Origin of the sequence: Microcoleus sp. FACHB-831 (assembly GCF_014695585.1) — a bacterium.
In the GTDB taxonomy this organism is placed as follows: Bacteria; Cyanobacteriota; Cyanobacteriia; order Cyanobacteriales; family FACHB-T130; genus FACHB-831.
This window is the reverse complement of the sequence record NZ_JACJON010000077.1, coordinates 121,024-138,298: the sequence shown is the minus strand read 5'-3', so window position 1 is coordinate 138,298 and position 17,275 is coordinate 121,024. Positions and strand designations below refer to the sequence as shown.

Annotated in this window: 12 protein-coding genes; 7 read left to right on the top strand and 5 right to left on the bottom strand. The window is 46.2% G+C overall.

The window, feature by feature from the left end:
• Positions 1–26 precede the first annotated feature (26 nt).
• Entirely contained in the window at positions 27–1,418 is a 1,392-nt protein-coding gene (locus H6F77_RS25175; protein WP_190491657.1) for a 3' terminal RNA ribose 2'-O-methyltransferase Hen1, read from the top strand.
• A gap of 263 nt (positions 1,419–1,681) precedes the next feature.
• Here H6F77_RS25175 and cimA read toward each other — a convergent pair whose 3' ends face one another.
• Positions 1,682–3,307 (bottom strand): citramalate synthase, encoded by a 1,626-nt coding sequence (gene cimA / locus H6F77_RS25170; protein WP_190491680.1) that lies wholly within the window; start codon positions 3,305–3,307, stop codon positions 1,682–1,684.
• A 145-nt stretch (positions 3,308–3,452) separates the two neighbouring features.
• On the opposite strand from cimA, the gene H6F77_RS25165 reads away from it, so the two are divergent.
• The gene (locus H6F77_RS25165) at positions 3,453–3,791 is read left to right on the top strand and encodes a 2Fe-2S iron-sulfur cluster-binding protein (protein WP_190491656.1); all 339 of its coding nucleotides are present in this window, start codon (positions 3,453–3,455) and stop codon (positions 3,789–3,791) included.
• Positions 3,792–3,977: 186 nt separating this feature from the next.
• Positions 3,978–5,483: a beta-barrel domain-containing protein gene (locus H6F77_RS25160; RefSeq protein WP_242022601.1), complete on the top strand. Its 1,506-nt coding sequence runs from the start codon at positions 3,978–3,980 to the stop codon at positions 5,481–5,483.
• A gap of 152 nt (positions 5,484–5,635) precedes the next feature.
• On the opposite strand, the gene H6F77_RS25155 is transcribed toward H6F77_RS25160, so the two are convergent.
• Both H6F77_RS25155 and H6F77_RS25150 read right to left on the bottom strand, forming a co-directional pair.
• On the bottom strand, positions 5,636–6,175 hold the full coding sequence (locus tag H6F77_RS25155) for a hypothetical protein (RefSeq protein ID WP_190491655.1): 540 nt from the start codon (positions 6,173–6,175) through the stop codon (positions 5,636–5,638).
• Between the two features lie 78 nt (positions 6,176–6,253).
• The gene (locus H6F77_RS25150) at positions 6,254–8,428 is read right to left on the bottom strand and encodes a C2 family cysteine protease (RefSeq protein WP_190491654.1); all 2,175 of its coding nucleotides are present in this window, start codon (positions 8,426–8,428) and stop codon (positions 6,254–6,256) included.
• Positions 8,429–9,087: 659 nt separating this feature from the next.
• Here H6F77_RS25150 and rbp point away from each other — a divergent pair.
• Positions 9,088–9,411, top strand: coding sequence for an RNA-binding regulator (gene rbp, locus H6F77_RS25145; RefSeq protein ID WP_190491653.1), 324 nt, complete (start codon positions 9,088–9,090; stop codon positions 9,409–9,411).
• Between the two features lie 425 nt (positions 9,412–9,836).
• Positions 9,837–10,550, top strand: a complete 714-nt coding sequence (locus tag H6F77_RS25140) for a GDSL-type esterase/lipase family protein (protein WP_190491652.1) — start codon at positions 9,837–9,839, stop codon at positions 10,548–10,550.
• A gap of 266 nt (positions 10,551–10,816) precedes the next feature.
• Here H6F77_RS25140 and H6F77_RS25135 read toward each other — a convergent pair whose 3' ends face one another.
• Positions 10,817–12,292, bottom strand: a complete 1,476-nt coding sequence (locus H6F77_RS25135; RefSeq protein WP_309228920.1) for an LCP family protein — start codon at positions 12,290–12,292, stop codon at positions 10,817–10,819.
• A gap of 141 nt (positions 12,293–12,433) precedes the next feature.
• Between H6F77_RS25135 and H6F77_RS25130 the strand changes: the two genes are divergently transcribed.
• Positions 12,434–13,495, top strand: a complete 1,062-nt coding sequence (locus H6F77_RS25130; RefSeq protein ID WP_190491651.1) for a mannose-1-phosphate guanylyltransferase — start codon at positions 12,434–12,436, stop codon at positions 13,493–13,495.
• A 213-nt stretch (positions 13,496–13,708) separates the two neighbouring features.
• On the top strand, positions 13,709–15,358 hold the full coding sequence (locus H6F77_RS25125; RefSeq protein WP_190491650.1) for an ABC1 kinase family protein: 1,650 nt from the start codon (positions 13,709–13,711) through the stop codon (positions 15,356–15,358).
• Between the two features lie 92 nt (positions 15,359–15,450).
• Here H6F77_RS25125 and H6F77_RS25120 read toward each other — a convergent pair whose 3' ends face one another.
• Positions 15,451–17,253, bottom strand: a complete 1,803-nt coding sequence (locus tag H6F77_RS25120; RefSeq protein ID WP_190491649.1) for a HEAT repeat domain-containing protein — start codon at positions 17,251–17,253, stop codon at positions 15,451–15,453.
• Positions 17,254–17,275 lie beyond the last annotated feature (22 nt).

The window sequence follows — 17,275 nt, the reverse complement described above, 5'->3', positions numbered from 1 at the left end:
GTAGCATTGACTATTGGTGGCAAGGAATGCTTCTGAGCATCACAACGACTCATGCACCTGCAACAGATTTGGGCTACCTGCTGCACAAACATCCCGATAAGTGTCAGGAGTTTGAACTCTCGTTTGGCAAGGCTGCTGTATTCTATCCAGAAGCCAGTCTAGAACGTTGTACGGCTGCGCTGCTGTTGGATATCGATCCGGTAGGGTTGGTGCGGGGAAAGCGGGGAGGATACGCGCTAGAGCAGTATGTGAACGATCGCCCTTACGTGGCGTCGTCGTTTTTAAGTGTAGCGATCGCCAAAGTATTCGGCACAGCTTTATCAGGCAATTGCAAAAACAGACAACAACTTGCAGAAACCGCGATCGCGCTAACAGCAAAGCTGGCAGTTTTACCCTGTCGTGGCGGCGAAGCATTTCTGCGGCGGCTGTTTGAACCACTCGGCTACACTGTCACCGCACAGCATCACCAACTGGATGCCAATTTTCCCGATTGGGGAGAGAGCAATTACTTTACAGTGGAACTGGAAAACACAGTCCGCTTGCAAGATCTTTTATCGCATCTTTATGTACTTATCCCAGTTTTGGATGATGACAAACACTACTATATAAATGACGATGAAGTGGAAAAACTATTGCGTCATGGTGAAGGATGGTTGTCATCTCATCCAGAACAAGAAGCGATCGCTAAACGTTACTTAAAACGGCAGGGACGATTAGTTAGGACAGCCTTAGCACAGTTGGTTGAAGAAGATAATCCAGATCCCGATAGTGCAGAAGAAAGCCACGCGCTAGAAGAAGCCGCAGTCGAGAAACCTATCAGCTTGAATCAACAACGACTAGAGACAGTTTTGGCAATACTTAAGGAAACTGGCGCCAAACGAGTTCTAGATTTAGGTTGTGGTGAAGGAAGGCTTGTAAGGACACTGCTGAAAGAAAATACTTTTACAGAAATTGTAGGCGTTGATGTGTCCTATCGCTCTCTAGAAATTGCACAAGAAAGGTTGCATCTAGATCGGTTGCCTGCAATGCAGCGCGATCGCGTTAAATTAATTCAAGGTTCGCTAACCTACCGCGACAAGCGTTTGAGTGGATATGATGCTGCCACTGTTATAGAAGTAATTGAGCATTTAGATCCGCCGCGTCTTGCCTCATTTGAGCGCGTATTATTTGAATTTGCTAGACCAAATTTTGTAGTGATGACGACGCCAAATGTAGAATACAACGTCAAATTTGAGAATTTACCTGCGGGGAAGTTGCGGCATAAAGATCACCGCTTCGAGTGGACGCGAAAAGAGTTTCAAATGTGGGCAAATCGAGTAGCAGAACAGTTTGGCTATTCGGTGCGGTTTCTACCAGTGGGTACGGAAGATCCAGATGTGGGTGCGCCAACGCAGATGGCAGCATTCTCCCTTGATTAATTTTCAGTCGGAAATGGAAATTGATGCGATAAATACTAACAAGCAAGGGATGGTATTTTTATGGGTAGAATGACTTCGGGGGACGCTAGGTAAATCTTCATTATCAAAGCGGAAAAGTGATAGTAATTTTAACAATAATATCTACCGCTTTGTAGAAGCGCGATCGCTATTTTGTAGCCTGAAAGATGCTTCGCTATCGCACCCTACCCTCCTAAGCCAATAAAGTGCGATCGCGAAGCGTGCCGTAGGCATCTCGCTCAACTCTAACCTGCGCTGACAGGCTCTAAACTTTCTTGCGATCGCAGCAGCAACAAACCATACTCAATCCCCTCAACAACCGCCTGATAAGAAGCTTCCAAAATATTGCTCGATACCCCTACAGTCGTCCAGCGCTGAGAACCGTTACTCGACTCCACCATAACGCGAGTTTTCGCCTGCGTCCCCGCGCCTCCATCCAAGATCCTCACTTTATAATCTGTTAGCTGAAACGCCCCAATTTCTGGATAAAAATTCACCAAAGCTTTCCTTAAAGCCGCATCCAGCGCCGCGACTGGGCCATTTCCTTCAGCAGATTCCAAAATATCTTTGCCATTAACAGCAACTTTCACAGTAGCCAGCGCCTCGCTATTACCGCTTTCCGTTCCTTGCACCATGTCGCAATGAACTTGAAAACGCTTAAGTTCAAAAACCTGCTGTCGTTTTCCCAGCGCTTCCCGCATCAGCAAGTCAAAACTTGCCTCCGCCGCCTCAAATTGATAGCCATCATTCTCCAACTCTTTCAGGCGTAGCAAGATTTGGCGACATCTTGTGTCTTGTTTATCTAGCTCCAACCCAAAGCTACGGGCTTTGATCAAAATATTGCTTAAACCAGATTGATCTGAAATTACAATCCGGCGAATATTACCAACTTGCTCTGGCTTAATGTGTTCGTAAGTTAGCGGATTGCGTTCAACTGCACTAACATGAATTCCACCCTTATGAGCAAAAGCAGATAACCCTACAAATGCAGCGTGTTCGTCTGGCGCGAGATTAACAACTTCACTAATAAAACGGCTAGATTCTGTTAGTTTGGCTAGTTGCTCTTCTTTGATGCAGTCGTAACCCAGCTTAATTTGCAAATTGGGAATTACAGAACACAAATTAGCATTTCCGCAGCGTTCGCCGTAGCCGTTCATCGTGCCTTGAACCATCGTCGCACCTTCCATCACCGCCGCGATCGCATTCGCTACCGCCATATCAGAATCATTGTGCGTATGAATCCCAATTGGCACTTTTCCAGCAGTCGCTTCAACCACAAATCGGCAAATTTTACCGATTTCGTGCGGTAAAGTACCCCCATTCGTGTCGCACAAAACCAGCCATTCTGCACCAGCAGCGATCGCGCTTTCTAACGTCTTCAGTGCATATTCAGGATTTCGCTTATATCCATCAAACCAGTGTTCGGCATCGTAAATCACCCGCCGCCCCTGACTCCGCAGATACTCAATCGTATCCCCGATCATCGCCAGATTTTCTTCTAAACTGGTCTTCAGACCCTCTGTAACGTGCAAATCCCACGATTTGCCAAAAATCGTCACCCAGCGAGTCCCCGCCGTCAGAATTGCTTGCAGCAGCGAATCCTCAGCCGCCCGCATTCCCGGTCGTCGGGTAGAACAAAACGCCACAACTTCCGCCTGAGTTAGGGGTTGCTCTTGCAGTTGCCAGAAAAATTGTACATCCTTGGGATTCGCCCCAGGCCATCCCCCCTCAATAAATGGAACGCCCATCTGGTCTAACTTTCGGGCAATTCGCAACTTATCTTCGAGGGATAGCGATAGCCCTTCGCGTTGGGCACCATCGCGCAGCGTCGTATCGTAAATCCAAATTCGGTTTGATTTATCTGAAGTCATGGGGAGAGTGGGAGAGTCAATAGTCAGGAGTCCAGAGTCCAAAGTCCGGAGTCTGGGCAGAGGATTTATAATCCTATTTTGTAAAGAAGTGTAAAAATAAATAAATTAAAGACAATTGATTAGCGGAGTCGTTGGATAAAACATTATGCCAAAAGTGACAGCACAAGGTAAAACTATGATGTGCGATCGCCAGTCAAATCTTCGCAAAGTTTTGATGGACAATGGCATCGAACTCTACAACAACAACGCCAAAATTATAAACTGCATGGGAATTGGCACTTGCGGCACGTGTGCAGTCCTTGTAGAAGGCGAAGTCAACGAACCAAATTGGAAAGATAAAGCGCGGCGATCGCTTCCTCCCCATTCTCCCACGAGCGATCGCCGATTAGCCTGTCAAACCCAGGTGTTAGGCGATGTCAAAGTTACCAAATTTGATGGCTTCTGGGGACACGGTTCCGAACCCGTGTGGAAACCAGAGGCTTAAGGCAATTTTAGATTTTGGATTTTGCTCGCGCCTGAAGCGCCAGGTAAATAGAAAGTATCGGATAGATTGAGTAAAATGGCGATAGGTTAATTGCTTAAAGAACGTGAAACTTGGTTCACTATACCTAATCAGCGGAAGGGAGAAACTGCAACCTCCGCAAAATCTAACATATAAAATCTAAAATCGATGATGCGATCGCCCCTTAGTTCGTCCCCCGCTCAAACTCGTCAAACCAGACAGCAATTTGCCAATCCAGAGGATTACTTATCCTTTGAGTTGGGTAAAGCAGTACAAGAATTACCGCCAATTTACACGCGGTTGTTATCGGGAACTATTAGCCTTTTAGTATTTGGCGCGATTGGATGGGCGCACTACAGCAAAGTAGATGAAGTGGCTGTTGCGCCTGGTGAATTAATACCATCGGCGCAAGTACGACCAGTGCGATCGCTCGGTGGGGGTACGATAAAAACGGTAAAAGTCACAGAAGGCGATCGCGTTAAAAAAGACGACATACTAATAGAACGCGACCCAGATATACCACAAGCCGAAGTTGACCGCCTAGCAAAATCAGCCGAGTTAATTAAGCAAGACTTGAGTCGTCTGGAAGCAGAACGAAGTGGCAAAGGAACAGCCGGAACCACCTTACAAGACCAGTTGCTAACTTCACGTTTGCAAGAATATGATGCAAAAAGAGCAGCCGCGATCGCAGAAGCAAATCGCCAAATTGCCGCAATAAACGGTGCCAAAGTTCGGCTAACCCGTCTGCAAGAAAACACCGCCAACGCCAGAATTAACCTCGCCAACGCACAAAGCAACCTCGCCAACGTTAGAAGCATCCTCCCCAAAGCCGAAACCAACCTCGCGCTTGCTCAACAAAGGGAAAAGGGACTACGCACCCTCATATCTCCGGAAAACGGTGCAATCCCTAGAGTCGATTACATTGATGCACAAGAAAGAGTAAATAGAGCTACCACAGACCTTACTAGAGCTAGAGACGAGATCGTTAACGCTCAAAACAAAGTTACTGAAGCGCGAGACAAAGTAGAATCCTTAACCAAAGATGCAGCCGCGCAACAGCAAGAAATTCGGCAAGCAGAACTAGCATATAAAGCTGCTAGCAATCAAGCCGCTCGTTTGACATCTGAACGCCAGAGCGAAATCTTAACCACTCTAAACAAGCGCAAAGAAGAACTGGCTAGCGTTGAAGGTCAGCTAGAGCAGGCCAAAAAACAGCGACAAGTCGAAACCATCACATCACCATTTACTGGTACAGTTTACAGCGTCAAGGCAACCAAGGGGCCAGTACAGTCCGGCGAAGAATTGTTATCCATTCTTCCAGAAGGGGAAGAGCTGATGCTAGAAGTTAAAGTCCTCAACCGTGATATTGGCTTTATCCGTGAGGGAATGAAAGCCAAAGTCAAGATGGCAACTTTTCCCTTTCAAGAATTTGGCACTGTTGATGGTACGGTTGTTAAAGTTAGCCCCAATTCAATTACTGACAAAGAACTAGGCTTAGTTTTCCCCACTAGAATTAAGCTCAGCAAACACTCAATCGAGGTGCGGGGTAAACAGGTAGCATTTACTCCAGGTATGTCAGCTAGTGGAGAAATTGTGACTGGTAATAAATCCGTCCTCACCTTCCTAATTGAGCCTGTAACTCGCCGCTTTAGCGAAGCATTTTCAGTGAGGTAAGTTGATTGTTCATGGTTCATTGTTGATTGCTACTACAAAATTGTTATGAACCACGAATAGCGTTCCAGATAAGATTAATTCTGCCTCATACTCACATATCGGTACGGGTGATTAAGCCGCCTGCGCGGTCTTTGTATGTATAGCCGCACCCTTTAAGGTGACGGCTTACTCACATTGACGGGAGAAGAACGCAAAGTGTAATTACGACCATCTAACTCGTAAATTACAACAGCTTCTACTCGCTCTAAATTTCCATACCCTTCTAGATTAGAAAGCTGGTAGCGCTGTGGAGAAATTTCCAAAGGGTTAAGGGTTAAATCTCTCCCAGGTATCGACATTAATGCTTGTTTATAACCTATAGACCGCACCTCTATTGTTTGCAATTTCAGAATAATAGGCTGTTTGCTTTTATTTTCAAATGTCCAGTTTAATTGGGCAAAGCCAATTGGACGCTTTGCCATTGAGCGATCGCCTGGAGGAATTAGTCTAGGATCGTCTTGCCAAATCTGAAGACTAAGAGGCTGAGTAACAATCATTTTGCTTGCAGGGTAATTTTGACTTGTGTCCTCAGAAATTATCTTTTTTCTACTATTTTGTGAGGCAGATATTTGATTGTCCGCAGGCGATATGTACAAACTTAATTTATTAACATCACCCAGCGCCAAGCTCATTAATAAAAAACTATCTAGCATTCATTTCCTTCCTAATTTTAAAGCTGCGTTTTGTAGTGACAAGACGCAGCTTTAAAAAGTTAGTTCCGACTTTAATTATTAAGCAACTTGAACCAAATTGAAGTAAGTTTTAAAGTCGTTGTAAGAAATCGTCTTGTAACCTGCATTGTCGCCTGTCTCCGCGCTCGTATCTGCCCAAGGGTTGTACATGGTCAGCATCCCAGTAGTTGTATCGGCACTGAGAATTATGTATTCATGGCTGTAGACAATGCCAGATTTAGGGTCAACATCTGGGGAATTATCGCTAGGTTTAGCAATTGTACCTCCCACGATCGCCACCCCACTTGCTATCTTACTAGCAATGTCTGACAAGCTTAGGAAACTTCCCAGGTAATTACCAAAATTAGTGTAGTTTATATCAGAGTAATAACCTCCATTAATACCTGAAATAGAAGGCATTACGCGGAAACTCCACCCCGTTTCAATGCTGCCATAACTGTTGGGAACGTAACCATTAGACTCAGCAATACTTTGAGTCAAACCTTGCTCGGCAAACTGGGAGTATGCTTTTTCTGCTAACCCTACCCACAACCCTACATTTGCATTATCGTAGTTGGCAAATATCTGTCCAGAATATATACCATCTGAGACATTTGTTGGGAGATATCTGTCAACAGTCACATAATCAGCAGCAGTCGTTACAGTTCCGCCATTCTGACCATAGAGACGTACTGTAAAAGTCCCATCTCCGTTGTCAATAAACATATTAGAGATCGTCGATGGACGTTGTACAGCATTAGCTCCCAAAGCAGCAAGGAAGTAACAATCTCCCAAGTAACCTTGGATAATATCTGTATAGCTAAACGTTCCATCGCTACCGAACAAACTGCCTGAATTATACTCATAAGTCATGGTAAATCCAGATGGTGCAGTCGGGCGATCGCTCCCTCGGAACCACTTGTTAATTAGATTCTCAAGGTGAGTGTCGCTGCTGCCAGCATACAAGTTCCCTAAAGCGCCACCCTGATAATACGCATTAGCCGTATTTCCGTTGGCAATTTTATTAGACAAAACCCGCACGTAGTCTGGAATTGCTATATAGCTAGTGTTGCTGACTAATGTTCTGAGATCCGTTAGCTCAGTTGCATCTACTACACTACCGTCCTTTGCATCAGTAAAGATCGCAATCATATCATTGCGGTCTAAACTTCCGTCTGCAAACCGCGATCTACCTTCTACACGAAGACTGGCATCTTGAATGTTTTGGTCAAACCAGTCACCAATACTAAAGCCCTTCTGTACGCTATCACTGTAAGTTCCTGACGAGTCGTAGGCAACTGCCCATAACTGATAGTTACCTATCGCTAAATTGGCCAAACTGTAGTTGAAGCCCCCCCAATTTGCATCGCCGCTGTAGGGTGTAAAACTGGTAGCGTCACTGATATCCTGCCAAGCTCCGCCATCCTTCTGCAACCAAACATCTACTTTTGAAAGGTCGCTGAAGCCATTGCCATCATACACCCAAGCATCTGTTAGACTAACAGTTTCGCCCGGTGTATAAGTACTCTTGGATATATTGAATTGCAGTGACGATGGCTTAATATTCTCAACAACACTAAACTCTTTCTGTACGCTATTACTGAAGGCTCCACTAGCATCGTAGGCTGTAGCCCATAACTGATACTTCCCAATAGAAAGCCCGCTCAAATCGTAAGTGAAGCCGCCCCAATTTGCATCACCGCTGTAGGCTGTAAAACTGGTAGCGTCACTGATATCTTGCCAAGCTCCGCCGTCTTTCTGCAACCAAAAATCTATTTTTGACAGGTCGCTATATCCATTCTTGTCATACACCCATGCACTTGCAAGGCTAACACTTTCCCCCGTCTTATAGCTGCTCTTTGATGTATTAAATTGCAGTGATGATGGGGCAGAGTTTGCCGATAAACTCAGATTATAAACAGCTTCTCCAACGTGTGAATAGACATGTATATAAAAACTACCGCTATCGAGATCGGTATTGATAATTTCAGCGGTTGTTCCTCTCTGAGTTGAACTTGCAATCAACTCTCCAGTACTGTTGAGAATTGCTACATCTGCATCTGCACTTAAACCATCAAGTCCTAGATTGAAGCTGCTCCGACCGCTAAGGGTAAAGCTGTAGTAATCATTCGCATCCAATACTCCCACATAGTCTGCAAACGTCTTAGTAGTGGGAGTTATATTTAAACCCTTAGCTGTACTTAGACTATTGTCGCCCCCAGAATTGGTCAACATGGCGATCCCCTCCGCTAACAAACACCAGCCCCTATTTGATTATCAGCTTTTATATACCAAACAGGATAAGTATTTATGCGTAATATAGCTGAAAATTTACACTAACTTCACACAATCTTTAAATTTCCTGCATCTCATATGCGGCGGACGTTAAATTATCGCTCCCTAGATCCTGTTATGTTGCAACACGTCTGAGTAAGGTTCGTTTAAGCACGCACAGTCGCTGTTCCAAAGTGAAAGCAAAAATAAAGCTAAAACTTTGAGCAGGAATCCTCCCATTCTGATGGCATTAATTGATACCGGGGAAGCCCTGATCTATTTGACTAAACAATCTTTCTATATAATTCCTGGTAAAACTGCATACAAGCTGAGTATTATTACTTAAAACTATTTGCCTTAGAACCAGGTTCCCGCTTTGTTGGTGGAATAGTATGGGGAAGGAGCGATCGCTCTCTACCACTTCAAAATCCATAATGTTGCGTTTTGTAACAATTTTCTAGTTCTCCGCCTCATGGCTCCAGACCGTGCTAAAATCGTGCATGAGAGTTAATTCGGTTGCAGCGTTTGTTCTTAGTATTGACAGGCATTTTCCTTTTGGTCTTGACAGGCTTCTCTCCGAACTATAAATCTCTACACAGTTTTGATTTTGGAGAAAATCTATGTCAATTTATGTAGGCAATCTTTCCTACCAAGTTACGCAAGAAGACCTCAATGGTGTTTTTGCAGAATACGGCACCGTCAAGCGGGTTCAGCTACCCACTGACCGCGAAACTGGTCGCATGCGCGGCTTTGGTTTTGTGGAAATGAGTACAGATGCTGAAGAAACCGCAGCCATTGAAGCCCTTGATGGCGCTGAATGGATGGGTCGCGATTTAAAAGTTAACAAAGCGAAGCCCCGCGAAGACAGAGGTTCATCCTTTGGTGGCGGCGGCGGTGGCGGTGGCGGTGGTCGGAGAAACGATAGATTCTCTGACCGCTACTAAGCTTCAAGGCTAAACTTTATTAGCCCCTATAAATCCCTCCAGCTCCTCTTACAAAGATGAGTTGGGGGGATTTCTCCATAATTAGTATCAATTTGCTCTAAATAGGCTCAGACAGCAATGTATTAGCCTACAGTTCGGCTACACCAGTGCCCGTATTTCACGCCTAGAAAAATAAGATAACAATTGGCTAAGAGCAACACAGCTTTGCTAGCGCACCAACAAGCGCCCTTGCCCGCTAAAATCATAAAACAATTCTTGGTAAAGTCAATTTGCCGAACAAATTTGGTTATCCTTCCAAGCAAGGCAGGCGATCGCGCTGTCATATCCCAACTAAGCAGACCTTGGTAAAGAATCTTTTAAAATTGTGTAGATAGGTATACAATTTTTGAAGCTTGAATAAGCATCGGAGCTGAATATTACCGTCTATGCAAACACTTGCTGCACCTACTTTCCAGGCGTTACATCAAGCGAATCCCCATCCCCTCAAGCTCGTTGTACTGGGAGATAGCATCGTCTATGGATTCGGCGATCCTGAAGGCGGCGGCTGGGTTGAGCGGCTGCGACGCCGTTGGATGTCGCCAGACAGCCCCGGCCATGTTTTATATAATTTAGGCGTCCGGGGCGATGGCGTGAGGCAAGTGTCGCAACGATTAGAAAATGAATTTCGCCATCGCGGCGAACTCAGAAATCGCGTCCCGGATGCCATCATTCTGTCCGTAGGCGTTAACGATTCCGCACGCCTGCGCCGTCCCAACGGCAATAATTTTACTGAGTTTGACGTATATAAAGGAGAACTTGCCAACCTACTAGAGCAAGCTTCTAGGCTTTGTCCCGTCCTATTTGTGGGGATGGTTCCGGTTAATGAAACGAAAATGCCATTCCTAGATTGTTTTTACTACAGCCACGCCGACCAATACCGCTACAAAGAAGCCACGCGCCTAGCTTGTCAGAAAAAGCAAATTCCTTACTTAGATATTTTTGAACTATGGCAGCAACGCGGGGAAAATTGGTGTCGTCAGCACGTTTGTGAAGACGGACTGCATCCCAACGTAGCCGGATATCAAACCTTATTGCAGGATGTCCTCAACTGGGAGCCAATAGCCCAATTATCTGCTGGCAAGTTAGCTTATCTCGCGTAGAGATAGGTGAAATCAGCACCAAAGACAGTCTTATTGTAGAGGCGCGATCGCGCAACTAAGCAAAAGCAGGCGTTGCAAACAACATCACCCAGAACCATGCCAAACCCAGCAACAAGCTTATTGCCAGCAAACGAACAAAAAAGTTTTTAATCGCTTTTGCCCTTAAAGGTTGCATCCTTAACCCACAACTCTGCCCTTAAAGGAGATAGGGATTGGCAGTCCGGCGTCCGGAATTCCAACTCACCAAACCCATTCCCCCTTTTATATCAAAACTGCTTACCAATCCAATCTTTGCCCACCCGAATAGTCAGGTCAGATTCAAGATCGCCAGTCGAATCCGGCTCAACCTTGCCCAAACCCAAAACTTTTTTAAGAACATTTGCTGCATTAAAATCGCCTTGCTGCACAATAATTTGAGTTTGGCGCTGCAAGTCTGGCCAATCCGCCGCCACATATACATTCTTAAAACCCTTTTCTTCCAGATACTCCGCAACATTGTGGCCCTGGTTCGGCTGACCAGAGGCGTTTTGAATGGCAATTCGCACAAGATTCGGTGCCTTATTTTCAGGAACTGACTTGGCAACTGCCGATGTTTGGAAAAATTCGCCCATCACGCGGTCTTTCGCCACCGGGTCCATAATCCAATAACTAGCCGCGTACTCGTTGACTTCGCTGAATCGACCGGGCAACATCACCATTCTCACGTCATCGTGTTCCAGGCCAAGGCCAAAATTTGCCAGCGCCAGCGTTTCTTCCAAGCTGAGGTTTGTGTCAACATATTTCCACATCACCTGCACAATCTGGGGCAAACGAGCAAGCACAGTTGGGTTCTGGAGACGCTGCCGCAAAGACTTGAGCAGTCCTTGCTGCCGCTGCACCCGACCGATATCGCCATTCTGGTCATTACGGAACCGAGCAAACTGCTCCGCCTGGTCTCCATTTAGCGTTTGCCAACCTTGTTCTAGGTCAATTTTTAGATGCTGGGTTTCGTCCACATAATGCATCGGATGGGGAACATATACTTCCAGCCCGCCCACCAAGTCCACCAGTTCCCGAAAAGCCCCAGTGCTGACGCGCACATACCTGTCAATCGGCACATTATTCAGCGTGTTGCTGACCACCCGTGCCGCCATAGTTGCACCACCATCGACATTCGCCTGGTTGATTTTAGCTATAGTCAGCCCCGGATATTCCACGCGGGTATCGCGTGGAATCGAAAGCATTTTCACCAACCCTTTCTTGGTTTTATCAGTCTGTTTCTCGTCTTGCTGGGAAGTCGGGTCTAGTCGCAACAGCAGCATAGTATCGCTGCGACCGGAGAAAATTTCTCGCGAATTATCAGCGACATCCGGCACGCGGTCAATGCCCATAACTAGGATATTCACAGGCCGTGCCAGACGGTACTGAAAGCCATGACGCCACAAATCATCGTTTTGCCCTTGTGCTTGGCGGGGGGCAACGAAGGATGCTAGTGGGGTAAGCAGCGCTAGCGATGCTCCCACACCCGCAGAAACCAGCGCCGTGACAACAAACGCAGCAGTCCAGAAAAACTTCCCGGTGAGGTGCGAGCGTTTGTGCGATGATGCCGCCACGCTAGGGGGTGGCGGGATAGGAATAGTGGAGGGATCTTCAATAACCCCCTCGCCATCTGAGGAATTGCCAAGATCGTTAGATAATTCGGCTGTAGAGACTTTGCGTGCAACATCTCTACTCGTTGCAGATTGTTCGACGTTTTCTTCCACCTTCACCTCACACCTTTGCTCATTGTTTATTGCTCATTGTTCATTGATGACTTAAAAATATGAACTATGAACTATGAACCATTGCGTTTTGTATACTTAAGCTCAACGTGGATTATAGCTTGAGGCTGGGGAGACACAAGAATGCACTTTATACCCGTTATTCTCGCAGGTGGCAAAGGGGAACGGTTTTGGCCTCTCAGCCGCAAACAGCGCCCCAAGCAGTTTTTATGTTTGGATGGTAGCGGCAGGAGTCTCTTGCAGGCAACGGCTGACCGACTTACGGAACCCTCGTCTGGTGGTAAGTATGACGATCTTTGGGTGGTAACGTCGAGCCTGTTGGCGCAAGGGGTGCAAGAACAGCTACCTTCTTTGCCCGTAGAGAATTTACTGGTGGAACCGGAAGGACGCGATACTGCACCGGCTGTTGCTTGGGCTACTCTAGAAATTGCCAAGCGCTATGGCGAGAATACTGTTATTTGCTTCTTCCCTGCGGATCACTGGATTGGCGACCAAGAAGCTTTTAAAGATACTATTTCTGCGGCTACTCAGTTGGCTGCATCCCAGAAGGCTATTGTGACTCTGGGGATTACTCCAAGTTATGCTTCGACTGGCTACGGCTATATTGAACAAGGTGAATCTATTGGCAGTTTTAATGGACTCCCAGCTTATCGGGTGAGTCGGTTTACTGAAAAACCAAACCGAGAAACTGCGGAAAATTTTTTGGCAACTGGCCGTTTTAGCTGGAATAGCGGGATGTTTTTCTTCCAGGCTGGGGTTGTTTTAGAGGAACTGCACGCCCACGCGCCAGAGATTATTGTGCCTTTGGAAGAAAAAGGTGCGGCGGCTTATTCAGAGCTAGCCAAGAAGAGTATTGACTATGCGTTGATGGAGAAGACGCAACTAGCGTATGTATTGCCAGCGTCGTTTAGTTGGGATGATTTGGGGGATTGGAATGCGATTGAGCGTTTGCTGAAGGGAGATAAGCCGAATGTGGAGTTAGCCAAGCATGTGGGTTTAGATACAAAGGGGGCGATTCTTTACTCCAGCAGTGAGGATGAAGTGATTGTGACGATTGGGTTGGAGGATGTAGTGATAGTGCGCGATCGCAACGTTACCCTAATTGTCAACAAAGAACGCACCCAAGAAATTAAGCAGGTACTTAAAACCCTGCAAGATGACCCCAACCTGCAAAATCTGCTGTAATTTCCTCCCCAGGTGCATTGGCAGGCACCGCTACTGAACGTTACAACAATCAGCAGGATAAGAGATACGCTCTCATTCCCAGGCTTCCGCTTGGGAATGTAGATTCGGTAGGCTCTAGCCTCCTGGAATAGAGGCGGCAGCCCAGTTACAGGCGTTCGCAGGCTCCAGCCTGCGAACGAGAATTACGATAATTCATACTTCATACTTTTAGAGATGTTTAGCTTAACCCAAACCACTTCTAGACAGAGAGACATAATCGAAGTAGTATTACGCAACGGTTGGGACTATATGCGAGTGCTGCTGACGGGCGGCAAAGCTGACGAACCAAAATTGCCTACTCCTGCCGTTTTGCGTAATATTTTGGTGGATTTAGGCCCCGTTTATATTAAACTTGGGCAGTTGATGAGTACCCGCCCCGACCTACTGCCAGCCGACTACATTGAAGTCCTTTCTACTCTACAAGCAGAAGTCCCGCCCGTTCCCTGGTCAGAGGTAGAAATCGTCATTAGGCAACAACTGCGACTACCCCTAGAAGAAACCTTCGCCAAAATTAATTTTCAACCAGTTGCAGCAGGTTCCATCGCACAGACCCATAGAGCAACCTTAGCTGATGGTCGTGAAGTCGCGCTGAAAATTCAGCGTCCTGGGATTGATGCTATTGTTGCCCAAGATATCTCGCTGCTAAAAACTTTGGCGGAATTAGTAGCGAGGACAGATTTTGGACAAACCTTCGATATTGTCTCCATAGCTGACGAATTTAGTAACGCGCTGCAAGCAGAACTTGATTTCACCCAAGAAGCAGGTTACACCGACCAGTTGCGGCGCAATCTTTCCAAAAGCCGCTGGTTCGATCCGAAGCAGTTGGTAGTACCAGAAATTTACTGGGAGTTTACGACAGAAAAGTTACTGGTGATGGAGTGGCTGCACGGCGTACCGCTACTATCGGCAGATTTAGTCACAAAAAACGGTAAAGATCCCAGGACGCAAAGGCGAGAAATTACAACTCTTTTATTACGCGCTTTCTTTCAGCAATTGTACATTGATGGATTTTTCCATGCTGACCCGCATCCGGGGAATTTGTTTTATCTAGACGATGGTCGCGTGGCGCTGATTGACTGCGGTTTGGTGGGGCGACTCGACCCGCGCACGCAGCAAATTTTGACTGAGATGCTGTTAGCAATTGTCGATTTAGATGCCCAGAGGTGTACTCAGCTAACTTTGCAGTTGTCTGATTCATCGGGTGCGGTGAATTTAGTTCGTTTGGAAAATGATTATGCGCGGATGCTGAGAAAGTATTTTAATCTCAGCTTGTCGCAGATGAATTTTTCTAAGATATTTTATGAGGTGCTGCAAACTGCTAGGAATAATAAAATCAGGATGCCTAGCAATTTGGGTTTGTATGCGAAGACTTTAGCTAATTTGGAGGGAACGGGTAGGATTTTTGACCCGGAACTTAATCTGATTGAGGAAATCAAGCCTTTGATGACAGATTTGTTCCGGCGTCAGCTACTTGGAGAAGATCCGTTGCAAGCTCTTTTAAGAACGGCGCTGGATATTAAAAGTTTGTCGCTGCAATCTCCTCGGTTGACGGAGTTGTTGTTAGATAGGGTGACTTCGGAGACGTTAAAATGGAATTTGACTATTAAGGAAATTGACCCTTTGCGCCGCAGTTTGGATGATTCGGCTAATAGGCTTTCGTTTAGTATTGTGGTGGGTTGTTTGATTATTGGTGCGGCGATTATTTCTAGTAGCGCTCAAACGAATCAGTTGTCTTTGATTAGTAATGTTTTGTTTGCATCTGCTAGTTTTTTGGGGTTGTGGTTGGTGATTACTATTTTGAGATCGGGGAGATTGAGGAGATAATAGCCCGCGCGACTGAAGTCGCGGCTATACGAACAAAGCCCGCCTGCGCGGGCTAGGGAGCGATCGCATGATTATCTAGTATCAACCTAGTTTTAGGTTGGGAGTTTTGCGCTGGCAGTAACTTGCACGATCTGGTTCCTGTCTTGCGCTAATTGTTGAAGTATCTCAGCAGGCGTACTAGAGTTGTGAGCGATCGCGTAACGTTCCCACCAAGATGGCGAAGCAGCGGTTTCCTCCAGTATACTAACAGGAATTTGCGAATGAAAGAGAGCAACCAAGCGGGTAAAGTTAGCAGAATAGTTTGCACAAGTTGTCAGAAATAATGGCAAACCTTGGGGATGCTGAGTAACTGCTAGACGCACATCTTGGTTTTCATCCTGCAAAAATTTCTCTAAATCATTGACAGGTGTATTTGGGTTTTTAGCGAGGTTAGCACGGACGGTAAGGCGGTTTTTTTTAGCAGCAAGACGAACTTTTTCATCCTCATCTTCTGCCAACAGATCTAAAACGCTTTGTGGGGTATTTAGATTTGTAGCGATCGCCATACGCACCCCCAATAAGTAGCGCGAGTAATTGTTAGTTCGTTCGATTGGAACAGTCTTAGGTGCGATGAACTTCGTGCAGGGATATGATAGGTTACTCTCTGTTGATAACTGCTCTAAGATGCTTGCAGGAGTTTTAGGATTTTGGGCGATCGCTTCACAGACAAACAGATTTTTCCTATCTGCCAACTTTTGCAAAACACCTTCAGGCGTGTTGGGGTTACGAGCAACAGCTTCTTGTATGTAGAATTTTAAAATCGTGATGGAGGTCGTCTCCATATTACCGATTTTGGTTTCATCATCAGCCAGTTTTGCCAGCGCACTTGCTGGTGTATTAGGATTCTTCGCAACAGCTTTGCGAGTCCCCCCTTCTTTATCTTCTGCCAACCTCTCTAGCACGTCAGCAGGCGTGTGGGGATTGTTAGCAACACCTCTGCGGGGGTCGTTGTTTGGATGGTTAGCTAGACGACGAAGCGTTTCCTCAGCCGTATTTGGATTTATTGCTACACCAGTGGGATGACGTTCTACTAACTGCTCCAAAATGAGTGCAGGTGTTTTGGGGTTACGGCTAACATCGCTACTGACGTGATATTCAGAATCTTTAGCCAAACGTTCTAAAATATGGACGGGTGTATTGGGGTTTTTGGCAACAGATTCGCGGACAGGAAACCTAGAGTCTCTAGAAAGTTGTTCCAAAATACTCACAATTGTGCAACTTTGACCTACAGCGCAACGTACATAAAACTCCTCATTTGCTGCTAATTGCTCAACCGTTTTGATAGGGGTGCTAGGATTGGCAGCAACGCTACTAATGATACGCATCTCTCGACTCTTGGCTAACTCTTCCAAGGTACTTACAGGCGTGTTGGGGTCTGCCGCAGCCGCTAACTTGGGAGGTTCTTGAACGTGCTGCGGGATGACTTCTAACAGCTTTATCCGCACATTTCCGGGTGTATTGCGATGTTTGGCAACGGCTCGACGGATGCTTTCATAAATATCATCCGATAAATGTTCTAGTGCTTTGCTAGGAGTATTGAGATTTTTAACTAAAGCCGTGCGAACATCCAGATTTCTATCTTTTGCCAGCTGTTCTAGTGCATCGACGGGAGTGTTAGGATTAGCGGCTGCGGCTTCACGAACGTACTCATCTTCATCGCTTGCCAAGTGTGCTAGTAGGTGAGGGGTTGTGTTGGGGTTTTGGGCGATCGCTACCCGAATTTCTGGGTTAATTGCTGCTACGAGAAAATTAGGAATAGCATCAATGGCAGCTAAGTCACACAACTGCTGCCGATCTTGTTCTAGTGGGGTGGTTTTTAGGGCTGTAGCCGCTTCAGAATGCCAACCTTCAGTCATCTCTTGTGCCCCCTTTTCAGGC

Excerpts from the sequence above, each read along its gene's own strand:
- H6F77_RS25130 (WP_190491651.1), top strand. The coding sequence starts at position 12,434 with ATGCACTTTATACCCGTTATTCTCGCAGGTGGCAAAGGGGAACGGTTT.
- H6F77_RS25175 (WP_190491657.1), top strand. The coding sequence starts at position 27 with ATGCTTCTGAGCATCACAACGACTCATGCACCTGCAACAGATTTGGGC.
- H6F77_RS25150 (WP_190491654.1), bottom strand. The coding sequence starts at position 8,428 with ATGTTGACCAATTCTGGGGGCGACAATAGTCTAAGTACAGCTAAGGGT.
- H6F77_RS25140 (WP_190491652.1), top strand. The coding sequence starts at position 9,837 with ATGCAAACACTTGCTGCACCTACTTTCCAGGCGTTACATCAAGCGAAT.
- rbp (WP_190491653.1), top strand. The coding sequence starts at position 9,088 with ATGTCAATTTATGTAGGCAATCTTTCCTACCAAGTTACGCAAGAAGAC.
- H6F77_RS25160 (WP_242022601.1), top strand. The coding sequence starts at position 3,978 with ATGATGCGATCGCCCCTTAGTTCGTCCCCCGCTCAAACTCGTCAAACC.
- H6F77_RS25125 (WP_190491650.1), top strand. The coding sequence starts at position 13,709 with ATGTTTAGCTTAACCCAAACCACTTCTAGACAGAGAGACATAATCGAA.
- H6F77_RS25165 (WP_190491656.1), top strand. The coding sequence starts at position 3,453 with ATGCCAAAAGTGACAGCACAAGGTAAAACTATGATGTGCGATCGCCAG.
- H6F77_RS25155 (WP_190491655.1), bottom strand. The coding sequence starts at position 6,175 with ATGCTAGATAGTTTTTTATTAATGAGCTTGGCGCTGGGTGATGTTAAT.
- H6F77_RS25120 (WP_190491649.1), bottom strand. The coding sequence starts at position 17,253 with ATGACTGAAGGTTGGCATTCTGAAGCGGCTACAGCCCTAAAAACCACC.
- cimA (WP_190491680.1), bottom strand. The coding sequence starts at position 3,307 with ATGACTTCAGATAAATCAAACCGAATTTGGATTTACGATACGACGCTG.